Annotated in this window: 16 protein-coding genes and 1 pseudogene; 2 read left to right on the top strand and 15 right to left on the bottom strand. The window is 72.2% G+C overall.

The genetic code is table 11. The features are described 5' to 3' along the window. Position 1: 1 nt before the first annotated feature. The 10 genes and pseudogenes from ACIPXC_RS18305 to ACIPXC_RS18260 all read right to left on the bottom strand — a co-directional run bounded on the left by ACIPXC_RS18305 (position 2) and on the right by ACIPXC_RS18260 (position 14647). Complete coding sequence (locus ACIPXC_RS18305; protein ID WP_401618879.1) at positions 2-544, bottom strand: GNAT family N-acetyltransferase; 543 nt, start codon at positions 542-544, stop codon at positions 2-4. Between the two features lie 62 nt (positions 545-606). Then, positions 607-1452, bottom strand: a complete 846-nt coding sequence (locus ACIPXC_RS18300) for a GNAT family N-acetyltransferase (RefSeq protein ID WP_401618876.1) — start codon at positions 1450-1452, stop codon at positions 607-609. Between the two features lie 183 nt (positions 1453-1635). After that, positions 1636-2793 (bottom strand): flavodoxin-dependent (E)-4-hydroxy-3-methylbut-2-enyl-diphosphate synthase, encoded by a 1158-nt coding sequence (gene ispG, locus ACIPXC_RS18295; RefSeq protein WP_030651122.1) that lies wholly within the window; start codon positions 2791-2793, stop codon positions 1636-1638. 175 nt (positions 2794-2968) lie between these two features. Next, a complete protein-coding gene (locus tag ACIPXC_RS18290) occupies positions 2969-4270 on the bottom strand; it encodes a M50 family metallopeptidase (protein ID WP_401618873.1) in 1302 nt (433 codons plus the stop codon). Further along, positions 4267-5520: a 1-deoxy-D-xylulose-5-phosphate reductoisomerase gene (gene dxr / locus ACIPXC_RS18285; protein WP_401618870.1), complete on the bottom strand. Its 1254-nt coding sequence runs from the start codon at positions 5518-5520 to the stop codon at positions 4267-4269. The genes ACIPXC_RS18290 and dxr overlap by 4 nt, the downstream gene beginning before the upstream one ends. 20 nt (positions 5521-5540) lie before the next feature. Then, entirely contained in the window at positions 5541-6869 is a 1329-nt protein-coding gene (locus tag ACIPXC_RS18280) for a hypothetical protein (RefSeq protein WP_401618867.1), read from the bottom strand. Between the two features lie 97 nt (positions 6870-6966). Continuing rightward, positions 6967-8923 (bottom strand): annotated as a pseudogene (locus ACIPXC_RS18275) (acyl-CoA dehydrogenase family protein). A 222-nt stretch (positions 8924-9145) separates the two neighbouring features. After that, on the bottom strand, positions 9146-10591 hold the full coding sequence (locus tag ACIPXC_RS18270; RefSeq protein ID WP_401618864.1) for an aldehyde dehydrogenase family protein: 1446 nt from the start codon (positions 10589-10591) through the stop codon (positions 9146-9148). A 198-nt stretch (positions 10592-10789) separates the two neighbouring features. Further along, complete coding sequence (locus tag ACIPXC_RS18265; RefSeq protein ID WP_401618861.1) at positions 10790-12370, bottom strand: PucR family transcriptional regulator; 1581 nt, start codon at positions 12368-12370, stop codon at positions 10790-10792. Positions 12371-12529: 159 nt separating this feature from the next. Next, positions 12530-14647 carry an ATP-binding protein gene (locus ACIPXC_RS18260; protein WP_401618858.1) on the bottom strand — a complete coding sequence of 706 codons (2118 nt, stop codon included), beginning with the start codon at positions 14645-14647 and terminating at the stop codon, positions 12530-12532. Positions 14648-14896: 249 nt separating this feature from the next. Here ACIPXC_RS18260 and gabT point away from each other — a divergent pair, with 249 nt between their 5' ends. Together gabT and ACIPXC_RS18250 are read left to right on the top strand one after the other, a co-directional pair. Then, positions 14897-16243, top strand: coding sequence for a 4-aminobutyrate--2-oxoglutarate transaminase (gene gabT, locus ACIPXC_RS18255; protein WP_401618855.1), 1347 nt, complete (start codon positions 14897-14899; stop codon positions 16241-16243). 299 nt (positions 16244-16542) lie between these two features. Next, a complete protein-coding gene (locus ACIPXC_RS18250; protein ID WP_401618852.1) occupies positions 16543-17310 on the top strand; it encodes a phosphatase PAP2 family protein in 768 nt (255 codons plus the stop codon). Here ACIPXC_RS18250 and ACIPXC_RS18245 read toward each other — a convergent pair. The 5 genes from ACIPXC_RS18245 to ACIPXC_RS18225 all read right to left on the bottom strand — a co-directional run bounded on the left by ACIPXC_RS18245 (position 17231) and on the right by ACIPXC_RS18225 (position 22202). Beyond that, positions 17231-17695: a hypothetical protein gene (locus ACIPXC_RS18245; RefSeq protein ID WP_401618850.1), complete on the bottom strand. Its 465-nt coding sequence runs from the start codon at positions 17693-17695 to the stop codon at positions 17231-17233. The genes ACIPXC_RS18250 and ACIPXC_RS18245 overlap by 80 nt on opposite strands. Before the next feature lie 160 nt (positions 17696-17855). After that, entirely contained in the window at positions 17856-19274 is a 1419-nt protein-coding gene (locus ACIPXC_RS18240; protein ID WP_401618848.1) for an NAD(P)/FAD-dependent oxidoreductase, read from the bottom strand. A gap of 29 nt (positions 19275-19303) precedes the next feature. Further along, a complete protein-coding gene (locus ACIPXC_RS18235; RefSeq protein ID WP_401618845.1) occupies positions 19304-20110 on the bottom strand; it encodes an ABC transporter permease in 807 nt (268 codons plus the stop codon). Then, positions 20110-21039, bottom strand: a complete 930-nt coding sequence (locus ACIPXC_RS18230; RefSeq protein ID WP_401618843.1) for an ABC transporter permease — start codon at positions 21037-21039, stop codon at positions 20110-20112. The genes ACIPXC_RS18235 and ACIPXC_RS18230 overlap by 1 nt, the downstream gene beginning before the upstream one ends. After that, a complete protein-coding gene (locus tag ACIPXC_RS18225; RefSeq protein WP_401618840.1) occupies positions 21036-22202 on the bottom strand; it encodes an ABC transporter ATP-binding protein in 1167 nt (388 codons plus the stop codon). Before ACIPXC_RS18225 ends, ACIPXC_RS18230 begins: the two co-directional genes overlap by 4 nt. Between the last annotated feature and the right edge of the window lie 16 nt (positions 22203-22218).

The following is a 22218-nucleotide window of genomic DNA, read 5'->3' as shown; positions in this document are numbered from 1 at the left end:
TTCAGGGCCTGGTCAGCGGCAGCGGGGCGCCCATGACGGCGTACGGGAGGCTCGCGCTCGGGAAGTGCACCTGGCGGGCGAGGTCGACGTAGCCGAGGGCCCGGTAGAGGCCGCGGGCGGGGCTCTCGGTGTCGATGGCGGAGAGGATCGAGCGGGGCTCGGACGCCGCGTCGGTCAGGGTGGTGATCAGGGCGCGGCCGACGCCGTGGCCCTGGAAGCCGGGGTGGACGTGCAGTTCGGTGATGACGAAGGAACCGTCGAGCCAGTCCTCGTGCCCGCCGGCCCGCAGGTAGGGCTCGACGATGGTGGACCACCAGTGGGTGCGGTCGTTCGGCATCCCGTACACGAATCCGGTGAGCGCTCCGTCCTCGGCGAAGGCCCCGAGGGCGCGGGCGCCCTTGCAGGTCATGTGGCGCTGGACGATGTAGCGCCGGATGCCGACCTCCTCCTCGCTGAGGCCGAAGGCGACGGCCTGCACGCGCAGGGCCTCGTCCACGCGGTCGGCGAGGTCGAGGGGGCCGATACGGACTCCGGAAGGCAGCATGCGCTGACCCTACTTCGCGGTAAGGGTGCGCCGGAATGCCGCAGCCCGAGTCTCCTGGCGGTTCAGAACAGCACGCTCATGAACGCGCCGACCTCACGGAAGCCCACGCGCCGGTAGGCGGCCCGCGCGGCGGTGTTGAAGTCGTTCACGTAGAGGCTGACCACGGGCGCCACGTCGCGCAGCGCGTACTCGACGACGGCGGCCATCCCGGTCTCGGAGTGCCCGCGGCCGCGGAACTCGGGGGCCACCCAGACGCCCTGGATCTGGCAGGCGCGGGGGGTGGCGGCGCCGATCTCCGCCTTGAAGACGATCTTGCCGTTCTCGACGCGGGCGAAGGAGCGTCCGCCGGCGACGAGTTCGGCGACGCGGGCCTGGTACAGCAGGCCGCCGTCACCGGCCATCGGCGAGACGCCGACCTCCTCGGTGAACATGGCCACGCAGGCAGGCATGATCAGGTCCATCTCGTTCTTGCGGATCCGGCGGACCTGCGGGTCCGCCTCGACCGTGGTCGACGGGCGGTCGATGACCATGAGGGGCTGGTGGGCGCGGACCTCGCGGGCCGGGCCCCAGCTGGGTTCCAGCAGCTGCCACAGGAGCCGGGTGGGCTCGGCCGGGCCGACGATGGAGGAGCAGCGGCGGCCGGTGCGGCGGGCCCGGTCGGCGAAGGCGCGCACGGCGTCGGGCCCGGCGCAGACGGGGACGAGGTTGGCTCCGGCGTAGCAGAGGGAGCGGAGTTCGCCGTCGGCGTACCAGCCCCACATCTCGCCGCCCAGGCGCCACGGGTCGAGTCCGGCGACCTGGACCCGGGAGGTGACGAAGGCGTTCTCGACCGGCTCGCGTCCGAGGATGTCGAGCGCGGCGTCGAGATCACTGGGCTCAAGGACCCGGGTGGTGGTCTGCGTCAACACTGGGGCCTCACCGTGCAAGTCTGCTGATCTCCGCACTGTACCCGGCGGGGCCCCGCGATGCCGCGTTCGCAGGTCACGAAAAGGCCCCGGCCCCGCTCCCGAACTGCGGGAACGGGGCCGAGCACGTACGCCGGCCCGAGCCGGCGACAGGCGTCCCGGAGGCGAGGCGAGCCCGAAAGGAGCTCAGACTCCGATGGCGACGGTCGGCTCGCCGCTGGTGATGCCGTCGGCCTCCATCTGGGCCGCGATCTTCATCGCCTCTTCGATGAGGGTCTCGACGATCTTCGACTCGGGGACGGTCTTGATGACCTCGCCCTTCACGAAGATCTGGCCCTTGCCGTTGCCGGAGGCGACGCCGAGGTCGGCCTCGCGGGCCTCGCCGGGGCCGTTGACGACGCAGCCCATGACGGCGACGCGCAGCGGGACCTCCATGCCCTCCAGGCCGGCCGTGACCTCCTCGGCCAGCTTGTAGACGTCGACCTGGGCCCGGCCGCAGGACGGGCAGGAGACGATCTCCAGGCGGCGCGGCTTGAGGTTCAGCGACTCCAGGATCTGGATGCCGACCTTGACCTCCTCCGCCGGCGGGGCGGAGAGGGAGACGCGGATGGTGTCGCCGATGCCCTCGGAGAGCAGGGCGCCGAAGGCGACGGCGGACTTGATGGTGCCCTGGAAGGCGGGGCCGGCCTCGGTGACGCCCAGGTGCAGCGGGTAGTCGCAGGCGGCGGCGAGCTGGCGGTAGGCGTTGACCATGACGACCGGGTCGTTGTGCTTGACCGAGATCTTGATGTCGCCGAAGCCGTGCTCCTCGAAGAGGGAGGCCTCCCACAGCGCGGACTCGACCAGCGCCTCGGGGGTGGCCTTGCCGTACTTCTTCAGCAGCCGGGCGTCGAGGGAGCCGGCGTTCACACCGATGCGGATCGGCGTGCGCGTCTCGTTCGCGGCCTTCGCGATCTCCTTGACCTTGTCGTCGAACTGCTTGATGTTGCCCGGGTTCACGCGGACCGCGGCGCAGCCGGCGTCGATCGCGGCGAACACGTACTTCGGCTGGAAGTGGATGTCGGCGATGACCGGGATCTGCGACTTCTTGGCGATCACGGCGAGGGCGTCGGCGTCGTCCTGCGTCGGGCACGCCACGCGGACGATGTCGCAGCCGGAGGCGGTCAGCTCGGCGATCTGCTGGAGCGTCGCCCCGATGTCGGAGGTCCTGGTGGTGGTCATCGACTGCACGGAGATCTGTGAGTCGCCGCCGACGGCCACCTTGCCGACCTGGATCTTGCGGCTGACCCTGCGGTCGGCAAGCTTCGTCGGCACGGCCGGCATTCCGAGAGAGATGGCAGTCATCTGCTGTGCAACCCCAAGGTGTGGATCAAGGTCCCGAGATCGGCGGGCTCCAGGCTTCGAGATTACGCCAACCCAGGGGCGGGCCGTGCATCCGAGGGGGTGCGCCACCCGAACGTAGGGAGCCGGGCACGATCCGTGCCCGGCTCCGGTACGACTGGGGTACGGCCCCCGCGCACTAGGTGATCTTGATCGGGTTCACCACGTCGGCCACCATCACCAGCAGGGTGAAGCAGATGAACAGGCCCGCGACCACGTAGGCGACGGGCATCAGCTTGGCCACGTCGAACGGGCCGGGGTCGGGGCGGCGGAAGATCCGTGCCACGCCCCGCCGCAGCGACTCCCACAGGGCGCCGGCGATGTGCCCGCCGTCGAGCGGGAGCAGCGGCAGCATGTTGAAGAGGAACAGGGAGAGGTTGAAGCCGGCCAGCAGGTTGAGGAAGAACACCAGCTGGTGCTGGGCGGGGATGTCCAGGGTGAAGATCTCACCGCTGACGCGTGCCGCGCCGACGACTCCCATCGGGCTGTCCTGCTTGCGCTCGGCCCCGTTGAAGGCCGCGCTCCACAGGTCCGGGACCTTCGACGGCAGGGCGACCAGCGACTGCACGCCGGCCTCCATCATCTCGCCCATGCGCTCGGCGGACTGGCCGAAGGACTGCGGTACGTAGCCGGAGGCGGGCGCGAAGCCGAGGAAGCCCGCGGTGACGTACTCGTCCTTGACGTACCTGCCGCTGCCGTCGGTCTTGGCAACCTTGTTCTCGATCAGGTTCGCCTTGAGGTCGAGGCGCTCGCCGGCCCGGACCACGGTGATCGTGGCGGGCCCGACGGTGGCCCGGATGTCCTTCTGGAGCGCGGACCAGTCGTCGACGGGGCGGCCGTTGAAGGCGACGATCTTGTCGCCCGCCTGGAGGCCGGCGGCCTTGGCGGGCGCGGCCGGGTCGCCGGCCTGGCACGTGTCGCGCTTCTCGCTCTGCTGGATGACGCAGTCCGAGACGGTGGCGACCGAGGTGGTCTGGGTGTTCAGCCCGAAGGTCATCAGGGTGGTGAGGAAGATCGCCACGGCCAGGACCAGGTTCATGAACGGGCCGGCGAACATCACGATCACGCGCTTCCACGGCTTGCGCGTGTAGAAGAGCCGGCTCTCGTCGCCGGGCTGGAGCTCCTCGTACGCCGCCGAGCGCGCGTCCTCGATCATCGACCGGAACGGCGAGGTGGACCGGGCGGTGACCTTGCCGTCCTCGCCGGGCGGGAACATCCCGATCATGCGGATGTAGCCGCCCATGGGGATGGCCTTGATCCCGTACTCGGTCTCGCCCTTCCTCCGCGACCAGAGGGTCGGGCCGAAGCCCACCATGTACTGCGGCACGCGAATGCCGAACAGCTTGGCCGTGGAGAGGTGTCCCAGCTCGTGCCACGCGATGGAGACCAGCAGACCGACCGCGAAGATCACGATTCCGAGCACCGTCATCAGAAGTGTCATGCGCGCGCCTCCGCGGCGGCCCGAGCCGCCATCTCCCGCGCCCGGGCCCTGGCCCAGGCCTCTGCTTCAAGGACGTCCTGGACGGTCAGGGAGGTTCCCGACTCCGGCGTCCCGTGCTCATCGACCACGGCAGAGACCGTATCCATGATTGCTGTGAACGGCAGCCGACCGGCCAGGAACGCCTCGACGCACTCCTCGTTCGCCGCGTTGAACACGGCCGGGGCGGTGCCACCGAGGCCGCCCACGTGCCGGGCGATGCCGACGGCGGGGAAGGCCTCGGTGTCCAGCGGGAAGAACTCCCAGGTGGAGGCCTTGGTCCAGTCGAAGGCGGGGGCCGCGTCCGGGATCCGCTGGGGCCAGCCGAGGCCGATGGCGATGGGCCCGCGCATGTCCGGCGGGGTGGCCTGCGCGAGGGTGGAGCCGTCGGTGAACTCCACCATCGAGTGCACGTACGACTGCGGGTGGACCACGACCTCGATCTGCTCGAACGGGATGTCGTAGAGGAGGTGGGCCTCGATGACCTCCAGACCCTTGTTGACCAGGGTCGCCGAGTTGACGGTGATCACCGGGCCCATGGCCCAGGTCGGGTGGGCGAGCGCGTCCTCGACGGTGACGCGTCCCAGCTCGGCGCGGGTGCGGCCGCGGAAGGGGCCGCCGGAGGCGGTCACCACGAGCTTGCGGACGTCGGCGCGGGTGCCGGCGGCCAGCGCCTGGAAGAGCGCGGCGTGCTCGGAGTCCACGGGGATGATCTGGCCGGGCTTCGCGAGGGCCTTGACCAGCGGGCCGCCGACGATCAGCGACTCCTTGTTGGCCAGGGCCAGGGTGCGGCCCGCCCGGAGGGCGGCGAGGGTCGGCGCGAGGCCGATGGAGCCGGTGATGCCGTTGAGGACGGTGTGGCACTCGGAGCCGGCGAGTTCGGTCGCGGCGTCCGGACCGGCCAGGATCTCCGGCAGCGCCTCGCCCGGCCCGTACTGGGCGCCGAGCGCCTCCTTCAGGGCCGGTACGACGTCCTCGCGGGCGACGGCCACCTTCTGCACGCGCAGCAGCCGGGCCTGTTCGGCCAGCAGCGCCACCCGGCCACCGGCGGCGGACAGGGCGGTGACCCGGAACCGGTCCGGGTTGCGCAGCGCGAGGTCGATGGCCTGGGTGCCGATGGAGCCGGTGGACCCGAGGATCACGATGTCCCGGCGGCCGGCCGCGGCGTCGAAGAGGAGGTGCGGGTCGGCGAGGGGGGCTGGACGGTCGCTCATGCCCCCATTGTTGCCGCAACTCAGGGGCGGCCCGACACGGAGCCCCCTTCCGTGACCCGCAGGAGGAGGTGCGGGAGCGTTCCGGCGAAGTCGGGGAGCGTGCGGGCGGTGCGCCACCACGCCTCCGGGTCCTCCCCGAGGGCGACGGTGAGCAGCCGGTACGCCTCGGCGTGGGCGGCGAGGACGGCCTCCGGGTGGTCGTGCCGGTCGGGGTGGTCCACGTCGCCGAGCCAGTGGTCCTCGTCGAGGGCCCAGCAGGCCGGCAGCTTGTGCCGGATCACGTCGACGCCGGTGAGCAGGCCGCGGTCGAGGCAGTCGCGCACCCAGCGGATGTCCTCCTCGGCCCTCTCCATGGGCACGGCCAGGCTGGCGAGGGCCAGTTCGCGCTCCACGCCCCCGGAGGGCTCGGCGGTGGTCGGGGCGAAGTGGCGGACGGCCCGGGCGAGCTCGGGGTCCGGCTCCCCCGTGCCGTCCGGTCCGGGCAGGGTCCCGCCGACGACGCCGGCCACCAGTGCGGGCAGCGGGCCGGGGTGGCCGGGGGCGTGCCGCAGGAGTTCCGCCCAGAGCCTCGGATCGTCCCCCAGCGGGCGCAGGGCCCGCATCACGGCGGTCTGCATGCCGGCCTGTTCGGGCAGGGTCCAGCGCAGGGAGCGGCGCCCGGGGAGGTGGCCGAGGAGCAGGGTGTGGCGGGCGGGGGCGACGTGGGCGACGAGTTCCTCGTGCGTGAGCCGGCCCATCCGTACGGCGCGGACGGCGGGCCGGTGCCAGGTACCGCCCTCCGTCGGCGCCGCGTCGCCGGCGAGCAGCCCCTGGACGGTCTTCCGCGGCAGGTCGGTGACGAGCAGCAGGGCCTCGACGGAGCCTGCGGGCAGCGGCCGGCGGGCGTGCTCGGCGAGCAGCAGCGCGGGATCCGCCGTGTGGGGAAGCGCCAGGACGTCCAGCGGGACGCGTGGTCCGCGGCGGCCGTGGCGGCGCAGCAGGGCGATCAGCTCGGCGGCGGTGAGGGGTTCCGCCCCGGGGTCCCGGCCCAGTTCGGCGCGGAGCACGGGCAGGAGCTCGGGCGGGGTGCGGCGGCGGGCGTAGCGGGCGGGTCCGGGCAGGCCGGGCAGCGGCCGGCCCACGACGCGGGGGTTGCGGGCGATGTAGCCGCGGTCGGCCGCGGTCCCGTGGCGCAGCAGCAGGGTGACGGTCGAGGCCGCCAGCCATTCGTCGCGGCAGAGGTATTTGAGGGTGGGCCGGTCGAGCCGGCGGGTCGTGTCGATGACGACGTGGTCCGGTGCGTGGCGCAGCAGGTGCGCCACGCACCAGGCCAGCCGTCGGCTGGTGCGGTCCTGCTCGGCCGTCGGCATCGTTCTCGTCCGCCTCGCGCTGTGCTCGTACGCGTGCCGGATCCGCACGCGTGACTCATCCTCGTACGTCTGTCCGACGTGCGGCGATGATCGCAGGTCAGCGGAGGGGGCGGTGCACGTTTTTGCGATTGGAGGGTCCGGGTGTTGCATCGGCGATCCAGGGGCCGTCCCCGGAGGGGTCGAGGACGCCCTCCTCCAGCCAGGCGTACGTCCCGGACAGGACTCCGGCGACCACCTTGCGGTCGAGGTCGTCGGTGTTGGACCAGAGCCGGCCGAAGAGCTCCTCGACGCGCAGCCGGGACTGCTCGCAGAAGGCGTCGGCGAGCTGGTACGCCTCGCGGCCGTGCTCGCCGGAGGCGCGCAGGTGCTCGGCGCGCACGCAGGCCGCGCTCATCGCGAAGAGTTCGGCGCCGATGTCGACGATCCGGCCGAGGAAGCCCTGCTTGGTCTCCATGCGGCCCTGCCAGCGGGACATCGCGTAGAAGGTGGAGCGGGCGAGTTTGCGGGCGCTGCGCTCCACATAGCGCAGGTGGGTGGAGAGGTCGGGGTGACCGCTGGGGTGGAAGGCCCGGTAGGTGCCGGGGACGTGACCGGGGCCGGTGGCCAGTTTGGGCAGCCAGCGGGCGTAGAACCCGGCGGCGCGGGCGCCGGCCCTGGCCTTGTCGCCGAGTGCCTTCTCGGGGTCGATGAGGTCGCCGGCCACCGACAGGTGGGCGTCGACGGCCTCGCGGGCGATCAGGGTGCATGATCTCCGTCGAGCCCTCGAAGATCCGGTTGATGCGCAGATCGCGCAGCATCTGCTCGGCGGGGACGGCGCGCTCGCCGCGGGCGGCCAGGGACTCGGCGGTCTCGAAGCCGCGCCCGCCGCGGATCTGGACCAGTTCGTCGGCCATCAGACAGGCCATCTCGGAGCCGTAGAGCTTGGCGAGGGCGGCTTCGATGCGGATGTCGTTGCGGTCCTCGTCGGCCATCTGGGAGGCGAGGTCGACGACCGCTTCGAGGGCGAAGGTGGTGGCGGCGATGAAGGAGATCTTGGCGCCGACCGCCTCGTGCCGGGCGACCGGCCGGCCCCACTGCTCGCGTACGCCGGACCACTCGCGGGCGATCTTCAGGCACCACTTGCCGGCGCCGACGCACATGGCGGGCAGAGAGAGGCGCCCGGTGTTGAGCGTGGTGAGGGCGATCTTCAGGCCTGCGCCCTCGGCTCCGATGCGCTGGTCGGCGGGGACGCGTACCCGGTGGAAGCGGGTGACGCCGTTCTCCAGGCCGCGCAGGCCCATGAAGGCGTTGCGGTGCTCGACGGTGATGCCGGGCGAGTCGGCCTCGACGACGAAGGCGGTGATCCCGCCGCGGTGGTTCTCCGACTTCGGGACCCGGGCCATAACCACCAGCAGGTCCGCGACGACCCCGTTGGTGGTCCACAGCTTCACGCCGTCCAGGACGTAGGCGTCGTCGCCGTCCGGCACCGCGGTGGTGGCCAGGCGTGCCGGGTCGGAGCCCACGTCGGGTTCGGTGAGCAGGAAGGCGCTGATCGCGGTGGTGGCGCAGCGGGGCAGGTAGGCGTCCTTCTGGGCCTGCGTGCCGAACATCTTGAGCGGCTGGGGCACACCGATCGACTGGTGGGCGGAGAGCAGGGCCCCGATGGCCGGGCTGACCGAGCCGACGAGGGCGAGCGCCTTGTTGTAGTAGACCTGCGTGAGGCCGAGACCCCCGTACTTGGGGTCGATCTTCATGCCGAGGGCGCCGAGCTCCTTGAGGCCGCGCACGGTCTCGTCGGGGATCTTCGCCTCGCGCTCGATGAGGGCGCCGTCGATACGGGTCTCACAGAACTCGCGCAGCCGGGCGAGGAAGGCCTCGCCCCGGCGGACGTCCTCGTCGGTGGGGAGCGGGTGGGGATGGATCAGGTCGAGCCGGAACCGTCCCAGGAAGAGCTCCTTGGCGAAACTGGGTTTGCGCCAGTCCTGCTCCCGGGCCGCTTCCGCGACCTGTCGTGCCTCGCGCTCGGTCACCTTGGGCTGTGTGCCGCTGGGCTGTACGGGCTGTGTTGCGGACATGAGGGGGCTCACCTCGCCGCCGGAGTCGGTGCACCGGCCTACTGGCCGGTGCTACCTGTGAGTCGTACCCCGCCCGGCTCGGTGGGAAAAGCCGGGACGGACCAGTCGGGGGAATCACCGGGCGCGGGGGGCCGCTCCCGGGCCGGACCCGGCCCGGAAAAGGGGGACGGCCGGAGCCCCCGCACAGTGGGCTCCGGCCGTCGGCTCAATGGCCGTACGAGATCAGATGTCGAGGCCGGTCAGGACCAGGACCCGCTCGTACGTGTAGTCGTCCATCGCGTAGCGGACGCCCTCGCGGCCCACACCGGACTGCTTGACTCCGCCGTACGGCATCTGGTCGGCGCGGTAGGACGGCGCGTCGCCGATGATCACGCCGCCGACCTCAAGCTCGCGGTGTGCGCGGAACGCGGTCTGGACGTCGCGGGTGAAGACGCCGGTCTGCAGACCGAACTTCGAGTCGTTCACCGCGGCGAAGGCCTCGTCGGTGTTCTCGACCCGCAGCAGGGTCAGGACCGGGCCGAAGACCTCCTCGGTGGCGAGCTTGACGCCCTCGGGGACGTTCGCGAGGACGGTGGGCTCGTACGAGGCACCCTCGCGCTTGCCACCGGTGAGCAGCTTGGCGCCGGCGGACACGGCCTCCTCGACCCAGGCCTCGACGCGCTGGGCGGCGGCCTCGGAGACGAGGGGGCCGACGTCGGTGGCGTCTTCGTTCGGGTCACCGGTGACCTGGGCCTGGACCTTCGCGACGACCTTCTCCACGAGGCGGTCGTAGACGGAGGCGTCGGCGATCACGCGCTGCACGGAGATGCAGGACTGGCCGGCCTGGTAGTTCGAGAAGGTCGCGATGCGGGTCGCGGCCCAGTCGAGGTCGGCGTCGGAGGACCAGTCGTCCAGGACCACGGCCGCGGCGTTGCCGCCGAGCTCCAGGGTGCAGTGCTTGTGGGGCACCGACTGCTGGATGGCGTAGCCGACGGTGTCGGAGCCGGTGAAGGAGATGACGGGGAGGCGCTCGTCCTTGACCAGGGCGGGCATCTTGTCGTTCGCGACCGGCAGGACCGACCAGGAGCCGGCCGGGAGGTCGGTCTCGGCGAGCAGCTCGCCCAGGATCAGGCCGGACAGCGGCGTGGCCGGAGCCGGCTTGAGGATGATCGGCGCGCCGACGGCGATGGCCGGGGCCACCTTGTGGGCGCACAGGTTCAGCGGGAAGTTGAACGGCGCGATGCCGAGGACCGGGCCCTTGACGAAGCGGCGGGTCAGCGCGAGACGGCCGACGCCACCGGCGTCGGTGTCCAGGCGCTGGGCCTCGCCGCCGTTGAAGCGACGGGCCTCCTCCGCGGCGAAGCGGAACACGGACACCGCACGGCCGACCTCACCGCGGGCCCACTTGATGGGCTTGCCGTTCTCGGCGGAGATCAGCTGGGCGATCTCCTCGGTGCGCTCGACGAGCCGCTTGGACACGTGGTCGAGGGCGGCGGCCCGTACGTGGGCGGGGGTCGCGGAGAACTCCGCCGTCACGGCGTACGCCGCGGCCACGGCCTCTTCGACCTGCGCGTCGGTGGGCACGCTGACCGTGCCGACCAGTCGGCCGTCCCACGGGGAGTGGACGTCGAAGCTGTCCTCGCCGGTGGCCTGGCGGCCGGCGAGCCAGAAGGCGTGGGTGGAAGTCATGCGAATCCCGGCCCTTCGGAAGTGTGCGGTGGGTCCTGACCCCTCCACCGTAGGACTCCGCGGGGGATTCGGCGTTTATCCGGGGTGTAGTACGCGCCGTCGGAGTCGCGCCGCTTTGTCACTGTCGCCCGCGGGAGAGGTTCCGGCCGGGAGCGGACACGCCCTGTCCCGCTGGGAGTGGAGGCGGCCCGGGCCGTCCTAGCCGGGAGTGGAGGTGGCCTTGAGGGCGAGCCACAGTTCCATGCGGACGTCCGGGTCCTCCAGGGAGCGGCCGAGGATCTCCTCGACCCGCTTCATGCGGTAGCGCAGGGTGTGCCGGTGCACGCCGAGGTCGGCCGCGGCCGCGTCCCACTGGCCGTGCCGGGAGAGCCAGGCCTGCAGCGAGGCCACCAGGTCGCCGCGTCCCGTCGCGTCGTGCTCCCGCAGCGCCCGCAGGGTGCCGTCCGCGAAGGCCCGTACCGCGTCGTCGGCCAGCAGCGGCAGGACCGAGCCCGCCGCCATGTCCTCGTGCTCCACCATCGGGCGCCCGCGCCGGCGGGCCACGGCGAGCGCCTGGTCGGCCTGCTTGAGGGCTGCGGCGACCCCGCCGGGGCCGGCGGGCGCGGACAGCCCGATGACCAGTTCGTCCGGCTCCGGGCCGGCCGCGTCCCGGCCGCGCCGGGCCTCCAGGGCCTCCGCGTGGTCCGCGCACGCCTGTACGGCCGATCCGGCGTCGGAGGCGAGGACCACGAGCCGTCCCGCCTCCGGGACCACCAGCAGCGCCTCGCCGGTCCGGGCCGCCGCCGACTCCACCGCGTCGGCCAGCAGCGCCAGCCCCTCGGGCTGCGCCGTCCCCGCCAGCGCCGGCTCCGCCACGACCAGCCGGAACGGCGCGTCCAGCAGGGACCCGTACAGGTCGCCGGCCACGGCCCGGGCGTGGTCCGGTTCGTCCGCCAGCAGCATCCGCAGCACCGCCGCCCCCAGCCGGGACTCGGCGTCGTGCAGCGACCGCGACCGCTCGGTGGTGAGCGTCAGCAGTGCCACCGCCGAGTGGACGGCGTACCGCTCGGCGGTGCCCAGCGGGGCGCCGGTGCCGACGGCGAGCGCGCCGCGCGCCCGGCGTCCGGTGCCCAGGGACTGGAGCTCGACGCGGTCCTCGGAACCTCCGACCACGGCGCTCGCCGGCGCCGGCCGCTCGCGCAGCCGCTCCACGTCGGGGGTCAGCCGGGCGGCGCGCCGCGCGGCCCAGTCGGGTGCGGCCGCCACGACCGCGCCGGAGGTGTCGTAGAGCGCGGCCCAGCCGTGCACGTGCGCCGCGAGCTTCGCCAGCAGTTCGGCGGGCCCGTCGGCGGAGAGGGCGGCGCGCGTCAGCTCGCGCTGGGCCTCGAAACCGGCGGTGACCGCCCGGTACTGGTCCGCCGCGAGCGCTGCCGAGACGGCCTTGCTGATCGCGAGGAAGGGCGTCCGGCGGGGCACTTCCAGCAGTGGCATGTCCTCGGTCCGCGCCGCCTCGACCAGCGCCTCGGGGACGTCCTCGTAGTTGACGCCGATCGCGAAGCCGATGCCGACCACTCCGGCCGCCGCGAGGCGGCGTACGTAGGCCCGCATCTCCTGCGGGTCGTCGGCGTCCAGCTTCATCGCGGTGATCAGCAGCAGCTCCCCGCCCTCCATATAGGGGACGGGATCGGCGAGCTCGCTGACGTGGGCCCAGCGCACGGGGGTGTCCAGGCGGCTCTCGCCCGCCCGGACGCTGAGCTTGAGCGCCGAGTGCTGGACGAGTGAGGCGAGGGTCAGCGGCATCGGTTACCAGGGGCCTTCGGAGCGGGAGGGGAGAATCGGAGCCGAACGGGGAGGGGCGGGGCGGGGACGGGAGATTGGGGGGAGCCGCCGACGCATTTCGCCGTGTCGTACGAACGACTCCCCTCGATTCTGCCACCTCGTACGGGTCCGGGGTGCGGTTCAGGACGTTCCGGCCAGCCGGACCAGCAGCGGGGCCGCCCGCTCCCCCTTCACGGAGGTGAGCGAGAGCACGGCGTGCCCGGGGGGCACGGCGTGTGCCAGGTCCGAGGCGGACCACCGCTCCCGTTCCACCTGCCGCACGGTCACCGCGTCGGTGGTGACCGCCTTGCCGGTGACGAGCTTGCGGAAGGCGTGGATCGCCCGGGTCAGCGGCTGGTCGGCGAAGACGGTGCGGTGGGTGACGTCGCGCGTCTCCACCCACTCGGTGCCCCAGGCCTCGGCGAAGCGCCTGCCGTCCCAGGTGGTGACCCCGGAGAAGGCCATCCGGCAGCCGACCGCCCCGAGCAGCGGCGTGCGCAGCGCCTCCGGTACGTCGTCCAGCGTGCGCAGGGTGAGCAGGACGCCCGCGTGCGCCGAGCGCAGTCGCTGGACGCCCCGCACGGTCTCCGGGGTCAGGGTGTGCGAGGCGTCGTCGAAGGCGAGGAAGGCGAAGAGGGAACGGTCGGCGCGGGCGGCCGCGGCGGCGTTGAACTGGGCGAGCAGCAGCCGGGCCAGCATCCGGGAGGCGTCGGCGTGCCCCCGCTCGGGGAGGTCGACGCGGACCCGGATCGGGTGCTCCAGGGCGCGCAGCGAGAAGGGCCGGCCCTGGCCGGTGGTGTCGAAGAAGCCGGCGAAAGCGGGCCGGTCCAGCAGGGCCACCCGGTCGGCGAGGGCCGGTCCGGGGTCGCCGTGCGCCCCGTGCTGGCGGGTGCGGGCGTCGAGCTCGCGCAGCATCGCGTGGTGCGCGGCGCCGTCGGCGGCGAGCTCGCGGCGCAGGGCGTCGAAGGCGGCCGGGACCTGGTCGAGCAGCTCGCGCAGCTCGGGCACGGCGGGGAAGCGGCCGTACGCCGTCCGGAACGGCCCGAGGAGCTGGGCGAGGGCGGTCGCCGCCCGTCGTACGTCGATGCCGGGGACGTCTCCGACGAATGCCTCGGCGAGCAGCGTCGCGGCCTCGTCGGGGTCGGTGGCCCCACCGTAGAGGTCGAGGTCGTAGACGGAGCCGGGGTCGCCGACGCGGACGACGACGTCGTAGGCGGCGTCCGGCCCGAGCTGGGCCCCGGCGGCGCCGACGGCGACGACGGCGGCCTGCCCGGCGAGGGCCTGGAGGGCGAGGGACTCCACGACGGGCCGGACCAGGCGCTGCGTCTTGCCGGTGCCGGAGGGGCCGACGGCGAGGAGGGAGGTGCCGAGCACGTCGGGATCGAGCGCGAGGGAGGTGCCGCGGCGGGCGTAGGGGTTGCGGACGCCGTCCTCGACGGTGCCGAGGAGCACCTGCCGGGCCAGCAGGTCGTGCCGGGCGGCCCGTACGGGCAGGTCCCGGTCCCCGGAGGGGTGCACGCAGGCCCCGGCGCCCTTGTCGCGGACGGAGTCGGCGAAGGCGCGCATGCGGGAGGGGTCGACGCGGACGGAGTCCCAGGCGCGCCGGATGCGGGCGTAGTCCACGTCGTTCATCCGCCCGCCCCCGGCCTCCCCCTCCAGCCGGTCGGCCACGTCCCCCAAACCGGCCCCCCGCAACTGCGGCCACCGAGCCGGATCGTCGTCGCCCCCGGCGACGGGCACGGCCGGTACCGGACCCACAGCGGCCGGTCCGCCGGCCTTACCGAGGAATCGGCCCAGATGCCCGATGACCAGTCGGCCCAATTCCGGCCAACGGCCGAGTCGTCCGAAGACCACGGCCAGGATGGCGAGGACGATGGCGTACCAGATGCCGGCAACCCATACGGTCTTGTAGGAACCGCTGTGTGCCCAGGAATCGGGCGTGAACATGTACATCGGCCAGAGCCAGAACCCGCCCAGGTAGCCGTTCCACAGCAGGGACCACAGCAGCAGGCCGGCCAGCAGGGAGATCAGGGCTCCGCTGACCAGTTGGCGGGTGGGCGTCACCTCGGGCGCCTCGGCACCCCGCGGCACGTGCCCGTACGTCCATACGCCCGGCCCGTCGGAGGAGCGTGGAACACGCAGCCAGTCGCCGAGGGTCGGCCCGGCCGTCGGCGCGTGGGACGGCTTCGGCGGGGTGGCCGGTCTCGGAATCTGCCCGGTGTGGGACGGGCGCGTCTCGTGCGTGCCGTCGGTGTCCATGAAAGCTCTGCCCCCTGCCCGTTCCTGCGCTGCGTCGCTCAATGTAGTTGGCCGACGTCCGCCGTGGGCCCGTACCGGCACTCCGGTGTGCCGTGCGTCCGCAGGGCCCCGCCGGGTCCTTCCTATGGCCGTCGCGGACAAGGACACGCTGAGATCACTACCGAACGGAGCATGCAGGACCCCCGCTTGCGGGCCTAGCCTGCGGACAAAGACACAAGTGCGTCCGAAAACACCCCCCAGGAGCCCTCTATGACTGCTGTCCCGCAGGAGCGCAAGATCGTCACCGCGATCCCCGGCCCCAAGTCGCAGGAGCTGCAGGCGCGCCGCCTGCAGACCGTGGCCGGTGGCGTGGGCTCCGTGCTGCCCGTCTTCACGGCCCGCGCGGGCGGCGGCATCATCGAGGACGTCGACGGCAACCAGCTGATCGACTTCGGCTCCGGCATCGCCGTGACCTCGGTCGGCGCCTCCGCCGAGGCCGTCGTGCGCCGCGCCTCCGCGCAGCTCGCCGACTTCACCCACACCTGCTTCATGGTCACCCCGTACGAGGGCTACGTCGAGGTCTGCGAGGCCCTCGCCGAGCTGACCCCGGGCGACCACGCCAAGAAGTCGGCCCTGTTCAACTCCGGCGCCGAGGCCGTCGAGAACGCCGTCAAGATCGCCCGTTCGTACACCAAGCGCCAGGCCGTCGTCGTCTTCGACCACGGCTACCACGGCCGCACGAACCTCACCATGGCGCTGACCGCGAAGAACATGCCGTACAAGCACGGCTTCGGTCCGTTCGCCCCCGAGGTCTACCGCGTCCCGGTCGCCTACGGCTACCGCTGGCCCACCGGTGCCGAGAACTGCGGCCCCGAGGCCGCCGCCCAGGCGATCGACCAGATCACCAAGCAGATCGGCGCCGAGAACGTCGCCGCGATCATCATCGAGCCGGTCCTCGGCGAGGGCGGCTTCATCGAGCCGGCCAAGGGCTTCCTGCCGGCGATCGTGAAGTTCGCCAACGAGAACGGCATCGTGTTCGTCGCCGACGAGATCCAGTCCGGCTTCTGCCGCACCGGCCAGTGGTTCGCGTGCGAGGACGAGGGCATCGTCCCGGACCTGATCACCACCGCCAAGGGCATCGCGGGCGGTCTGCCGCTCGCCGCCGTGACCGGCCGTGCCGAGATCATGGACTCCGCCCACGCGGGCGGCCTGGGCGGCACCTACGGCGGCAACCCGGTGGCGTGCGCCGGCGCGCTCGGCTCCATCGAGACCATGAAGGAGCTCGACCTCAACGCCAAGGCGAAGAAGATCGAGTCCGTCATGAAGGCCCGCCTGTCGGCCATGCAGGAGAAGTACGACATCATCGGCGACATCCGCGGCCGCGGCGCCATGATCGCGATCGAGCTGGTCAAGGACCCGGTCTCCAAGACCCCGTTCCCGGAGGCGGCCGGCGCGCTCGCCAAGGCCTGCCACGCCGAGGGCCTGCTCGTCCTCACCTGCGGCACCTACGGCAACGTGCTCCGCTTCCTCCCGCCGCTCGTCATCGGCGAGGACCTGCTGAACGAGGGCCTGGACCTGATCGAGGCCGCGTTCGCGGCCATCGGCACGGACATCTGAGCCACGGTCGAGACGACCACGTGCTCGAACGTCTAGAACGTCCGAGCGCAGCGCAGCCCCGCCTACCGACGGTAACGGGCGGGCGCTGTGAAGAAGCTGTGGGGGGCCGATGGCGGGAGCGCGTTCCTGCTGTCGGTCCCCCTTCCGCTGCCGTACGGTTTCTGCAGATGAGTGAAACAGCCCGCTCCCGGGAAACCGGGGGCGATACCAGTACCGGGCTTCCCCAGCGTCGTACTGGGCATGCGTTCGCGCACACTCCTCGCCGATCGGACGGCCGGCCGCCCCAAACCCCCCGGGGCGTGCGGCAACCCGGTCCGGGCGGCCGTCCCGGAACCATCCCCCCTGTTCCGGGACGGCCGGCCACCCTTCTCGGCGCATGGGCCGCCTCCGCCCTCTGCGCGCTCCTCTTCGCCCTGATCGCCTGGCAGGTCCTGGTGCGGGGCCCGTTGCTGTCCTGGGACGCCCGGCTGAGCGCCGCGCTTGTGCGCACCGTCCCCGACGCGGTCAGCGAGTCCCTCTCCGGCCTCGGCAACGTCCCGGTCGCGCTACCCGTGCTGCTCCTCGCCGCCGGGTACGCCGCCCTCCGCGGCGAGCGCCGCGCCGCGGCCGCCGCGGTGCTGGCCATGGCCTTGGTGCCGGCCCTCGTCGTCCCGTTGAAGGAGTGGACCGCCCGCCCCGGCCCCCTGGAGCCGTGGGCCGCCGGCTATTTCCCCTCCGGCCACACCGCGACGGCCTTCGTGGCGTACGCGGGCGCGGCCCTGCTCGTACAGCCGCACCTCGGCCGGTGGTGGCCGGTGGCCGCCGCCCTCGTGCTCACGGGGGCGACGGCCGTCGGGCTGGTGCTGCGGGGGTTCCACTGGCCGCTGGACGTGCTGGCCAGCCTGCTGCTGTGCACGCCGCTGCTGCTGGCGGTCAGGCGGTCCTGCCGTAGTACGCCCGGCGGAACGGGAACAACGGCGCCCAAGATGATCCAGACCAATCCTCCGGTCAAGGGCTCCGGACCTTCCCCACCGCCGCGCATGCGGCCGCCTCGTGCATCGCGAGCTCCAGCAGGACCGGGTCCGTGAGGGTCCCCTCCCCGTCCGGGAGCACCTCCCAGCGCACTCCCCCGGTCGCCCGGCCCGGGTACGGGACGACGATCCACGCTCCGCGGCCGGCCCCCCGTACGCCCGTGCCGATCCAGTGGGAGGCGGTGCCCGGGGGCACGAAGAAGCCCAGCCGCGACGCGCCGAAGTCGGCGAGCACCGGGCCGGGCCGGTCGGTGAGCGGCTCCAGCACGTCGAGCGTGGCCCGCCCCAGCTCCCCCGGCAGGACCAGCACGTCCCAGAGCCGTCCCGCGGGCAGCAGCGCGACTCCGAGGGGGTCGCGCTCCCATTCTGTCCGGCAGGCACCGGGATCGGGCGCCGCCGATACCAGCCAGTCCACCGCGGCCTTTTCCCCCGGGGTCGTCATCGCCCGGCCTCCGTTCCCTGTGGGTGAGGTGTTCTCACCCGCAGAGAGCGGGGCCGGGCGCGGCCATGACGCGGGTTTCCCCACCCCGCGCGGGTGAATCAGGTCACACGGCGAAGGGGGAGGTGCGCGCCGGGGCACGCGAGTGGTGCACGCGAGTGGTTCAGCTGTCGAAGCCGAGGCCGAACCTGTCCAGCGTCCTGAGCCACAGGTTCCGGTGCCCGCCCCGCGCGTCGGCGCGGGCCAGGGACCACTTGGTGAGCGCGATCCCGGTCCAGGCGAACGGCTCGGGCGGGAACGGCATCGGCTTGGACCTCACCATCTCCAGCCGGGTGCGCTCGGTCGAGAGCCCGTCGAGCAGGTCCAGCATCACGTCCGCGCCGAAGCGGGTGGCCCCCACGCCGAGGCCGGTGTACCCGGCCGCGTACGCCACCTTGCCCGAGTGCGCGGTGCCGAAGAAGGCGGAGAAGCGCGAGCAGGTGTCGATCGCGCCGCCCCACGCGTGGCTGAACCTCAGCCCCTCCAGCTGCGGGAAGGCGGTGAAGAAGTGCTCCGCGAGCCGGAGGTAGGTCTCGGGGCGGTGGTCGTACTCGGAGTCGAGTTTGCCGCGGTAGGGGTAGATCGCGTCGTAGCCGCCCCACAGGATCCGGTTGTCCCTGGTGATCCGGAAGTAGTGGAACTGGTTGGCGCTGTCGCCCAGGCCCTGCCGCCGCTTCCAGCCGATCGAGGCCAGCTGCGCCTCGTCCAGCGGCTCGCTCATCAGCGCGTAGTCGTAGACCGGGACGGTGAACGGGCGGATCCGCCGGACCAGCGACGGGAAGATGTTGGTGCCCAGGGCCACGCGGCGGGCGAGGATCGTGCCGTAGGGCGTCTGCACGGTCATCCCGCGCCCCGCCGGGGCCAGCTTCAGGCCGCGGGTGTTCTCGTAGATCCGCACCCCGAGGTCCAGGCACGCCTGCTTCAGCCCCCACGCCAGCTTCGCCGGGTTGAGCATGGCGACGCCGTCGCGGTCCCACAGCCCGGCGAGGAAGGTCGGGGAGTCGACCTCGGCGCGCACGGCGTCGCCGTCGAGCCATTCGGAGCCGCCGGCCAGGCCCAGCCGCTTGGCCTCCTCGTGGAGTTCGCGCAGCTCCTCGACCTGGTGCGGTTCGGTGGCGACGTCGATCTCGCCGGTCCGCTCGAAGTCGCAGTCGATGCCGTAGCGGGCGACGGCCTCCTCGATCGCGTCCAGGTTGCGGGCGCCGAGCTCCTCCAGCTTCGCCAGCTCGCCGGGCCAGCGGGCGAGCCCGTTGCCCAGGCCGTGGGTGAGGGATGCCGCGCAGAAGCCGCCGTTGCGGCCGGAGGCGGCCCAGCCCGCCTCCTTGCTCTCGATCAGGACGACGTCCCGCTCGGGGTCGCGCTCCTTGGCGAGCAGCGCGGTCCACAGGCCGCTGTAGCCGCCGCCGACGACCAGCAGGTCGCAGCGCTCGTCCGAGGTGAGCGCCGGCTGCGGGGCGGGCTTGCCGGGGTCGTCCAGCCAGTACGAGACCGGCTTCGCTTCGGAAAGGGATTTCGCAACACTACGCATGGCGACTGGGGCCATGTCTTCCAACTCCCTACGGGACTACGGAACTACTTCGGTTGTGCCTTCTTGCGGCGGTTGCCGACCGTCTGGCCGGCGAGGACCACCAGCACCGCGATGACGAACATCGCCGTGCCGATGACGTTGATCTGCACGGGCGTACCGCGCTGGGCCGATCCCCACACGAACATGGGGAAGGTGACGGTGTTGCCCGAGTTGAAGTTGGTGATGATGAAGTCGTCGAACGAGAGCGCGAAGGAGAGCAGCGCACCCGCCGCGATGCCCGGTGCCGCGATGGGCAGGGTCACCCGTACGAAGGTCTGCACCGGGCCCGCGTAGAGGTCCCGGGCGGCCTCCTCCAGCCGCGGGTCCATGGACAGGACGCGGGCCTTGACCGCGGCGACGACGAAGCTGAGGCAGAACATGATGTGGGCGATCAGGATCGTCCAGAAGCCCAGCCGGATGCCCATGTTGAGGAAGAGCGCCAGCAGCGAGGCCGCCATCACGATCTCCGGCATGGCCATGGGCAGGAAGATCAGCGAGTTGACCGCGCCGCGCGCCCTGAACCGGTAGCGCACCAGCGCGAAGGCCACGGCGGTACCGAGGGCGGTCGCCACGAGCGTGGACCACAGGGCGATCTGGAGCGAGAGCCCGAGAGACCCGCACATGTCGGCGACGCCGCAGGGGTCCTTCCACGCGTCGAGCGAGAACTCCTGCCAGGCGTAGTTGAAGCGCCCGGAGGGGTTGTTGAAGGAGAAGACGGTGACGACGACGTTCGGCAGGATCATGTACGCCAGCGTGCCGATGCCGGCGATCACGACCAGGTTGCGTCGCAGCCAGGTGAGGGGTGTGCGCATCAGACCAGGTCCTCCGTCCCCGCTCGGCGGATGTAGATGGTGACCATGATCAGCACGATGGCCATGAGAATGAAGGACAGCGCGGCCGCCGTCGGGTAGTCGAGGATCCGCAGGTACTGCGACTGGATGACGTTGCCGATCATCCGGGTGTCCGTGGAGCCGAGCAGTTCGGCGTTCACGTAGTCCCCGCTCGCCGGGATGAAGGTGAGCAGGGTCCCGGAGACCACGCCCGGCATGGAGAGCGGGAAGGTGACCTTCCGGAAGACCGTGGAGGGGCGGGCGTACAGGTCCCCGGCCGCCTCGTGGAGGCGGGTGTCGATGCGCTCCAGCGAGGAGTACAGCGGCAGGATCATGAAGGGGAGGAAGTTGTACGTCAGGCCGCAGACGACCGCGAGCGGCGTGGCCAGGACCCGGTCCCCCTCGGTCATGCCGAGCCAGCTGGTGACGTCGAGGAAGCCGACGGCGTTGAGGCCGGCGACCACCGGGCCGCCGTCGGCCAGGATCGTCTTCCAGGCCAGCGTGCGGATCAGGAAGCTGGTGAAGAACGGCGCGATGACCAGGACCAGCAGCAGGTTGCGCCAGCGGCCCGCCCGGAAGGCGATCAGGTACGCCAGCGGGTACCCGAGCAGCAGGCACAGCGCGGTGGCGGTGCCGGCGTAGAGCAGGGAGCGCAGGAACTGCGGCAGGTACTCGGTGAAGGCGTCCCAGTAGGTCCGGAAGTGCCAGGTGACCTCGTAGCCCTCTTCGAGGGAGCCGGTCTGCACCGAGGTGGAGGCCTGGTAGACCATCGGCAGGACGAAGAAGACCAGCAGCCACAGGATGCCGGGGAGCAGCAGCCAGTACGGGACGAGCCGCTTGCGCGTCGACGGCCGGTGGACGGGGGGTCCGGCGGGGGCGGGCGCCTGGGGCGGCGCGGCGGTGGCGGTCACGCGCTCTCCTCGACGGTCTCGATGCCCGCGTCGCCCGTCGTCCCCGCCAGCATGGACTGGTCGGCGTCGAGGCCGAAGGTGTGCTCCGGGTTCCAGTGCAGGACCACCTCGGCGCCCGGGACCAGGCGGGCGTCGCGCTCGATGTTCTGGACGTAGACCTCCAGCTCGGGGCAGACCGGGCTGTCGACCACGAACTGGGTGGAGACCCCGATGAAGGAGGAGGCGGCTATGCGACCGGTGATCTTGTTGCGGCCGGTCGCGACGGCCTGCTCCTCCTCGGCCGGGACCAGGGACAGCTTCTCCGGGCGGACGCCGACGAGCAGCTTCCCGCCCGTCCGGGGCGTGGTCGAGCACCGGGCGGCGGGCAGCCGCAGGGTGGTGCCGGAGGCCGAGACGACGACATCGGAGCCGGCGGACTCCACGGAGGCCTCGATAAGGTTGGAGGTGCCGAGGAAGTTGGCGACGAAGGTGGTCCGCGGGTTCTCGTAGAGCTCGGCGGGGGCGCCCAGCTGCTCGACGCGGCCACCGTTCATCACGGCGACCGTGTCGGCCATGGTCATGGCCTCCTCCTGGTCGTGCGTGACGTGCACGAAGGTGATGCCGACCTCCGTCTGGATCCGCTTGAGCTCCAGCTGCATCTGGCGGCGCAGCTTGAGGTCGAGGGCGCCGAGGGGCTCGTCGAGGAGCAGCACCTGGGGGTGGTTGATCAGGGCGCGGGCGACGGCGACGCGCTGCTGCTGGCCACCGGAGAGCTGGTGCGGCTTGCGCTGGGCGAACTGGCCGAGCTGGACCAGCTCCAGCATCTCGTCGACCTGCTTCTTGACCGACTTGATGCCCCGGCGGCGCAGCCCGAAGGCGATGTTCTCGAAGATGCTCAGGTGCGGGAAGAGCGCGTAGCTCTGGAAGACCGTGTTGACCGGGCGCTTGTACGGCGGCAGGTGGGTGACCTCCCGGTCGCCGAGGTGGACCGTGCCGGTGGAGGGCTCCTCCAGTCCCGCGATCATGCGCAGGGTGGTGGTCTTGCCGCAGCCGGAGGCGCCGAGCAGGGCGAAGAAGGAGCCCTGGGGGACGGTGAGGTCCAGCGGGTGCACGGCGGTGAAGGTGCCGTAGTGCTTGCTGATCCCGGAGAGGCGGACGTCGCCGCCTTCGGTCTTGTCAGTCATGGAGGGGTCCCGGGGT

The organism is Streptomyces sp. NPDC090021 (assembly GCF_044748225.1).
GTDB lineage: Bacteria > Actinomycetota > Actinomycetes > Streptomycetales > Streptomycetaceae > Streptomyces.
The sequence above is the reverse complement of the archived record's forward strand: the minus strand, read 5'-3'. Positions and strand labels throughout refer to the sequence as shown.

Bases quoted from the DNA above. Each gene is read 5' to 3' on its own strand.
- ACIPXC_RS18305 (WP_401618879.1), bottom strand. From the start codon at position 544: ATGCTGCCTTCCGGAGTCCGTATCGGCCCCCTCGACCTCGCCGACCGC.
- ispG (WP_030651122.1), bottom strand. From the start codon at position 2,793: ATGACTGCCATCTCTCTCGGAATGCCGGCCGTGCCGACGAAGCTTGCC.
- ACIPXC_RS18290 (WP_401618873.1), bottom strand. From the start codon at position 4,270: ATGACACTTCTGATGACGGTGCTCGGAATCGTGATCTTCGCGGTCGGT.
- dxr (WP_401618870.1), bottom strand. From the start codon at position 5,520: ATGAGCGACCGTCCAGCCCCCCTCGCCGACCCGCACCTCCTCTTCGAC.
- ACIPXC_RS18280 (WP_401618867.1), bottom strand. From the start codon at position 6,869: ATGCCGACGGCCGAGCAGGACCGCACCAGCCGACGGCTGGCCTGGTGC.
- ACIPXC_RS18270 (WP_401618864.1), bottom strand. From the start codon at position 10,591: ATGACTTCCACCCACGCCTTCTGGCTCGCCGGCCGCCAGGCCACCGGC.
- ACIPXC_RS18265 (WP_401618861.1), bottom strand. From the start codon at position 12,370: ATGCCGCTGACCCTCGCCTCACTCGTCCAGCACTCGGCGCTCAAGCTC.
- ACIPXC_RS18260 (WP_401618858.1), bottom strand. From the start codon at position 14,647: ATGGACACCGACGGCACGCACGAGACGCGCCCGTCCCACACCGGGCAG.
- gabT (WP_401618855.1), top strand. From the start codon at position 14,897: ATGACTGCTGTCCCGCAGGAGCGCAAGATCGTCACCGCGATCCCCGGC.
- ACIPXC_RS18245 (WP_401618850.1), bottom strand. From the start codon at position 17,695: ATGACGACCCCGGGGGAAAAGGCCGCGGTGGACTGGCTGGTATCGGCG.
- ACIPXC_RS18240 (WP_401618848.1), bottom strand. From the start codon at position 19,274: ATGGCCCCAGTCGCCATGCGTAGTGTTGCGAAATCCCTTTCCGAAGCG.
- ACIPXC_RS18235 (WP_401618845.1), bottom strand. From the start codon at position 20,110: ATGCGCACACCCCTCACCTGGCTGCGACGCAACCTGGTCGTGATCGCC.
- ACIPXC_RS18225 (WP_401618840.1), bottom strand. From the start codon at position 22,202: ATGACTGACAAGACCGAAGGCGGCGACGTCCGCCTCTCCGGGATCAGC.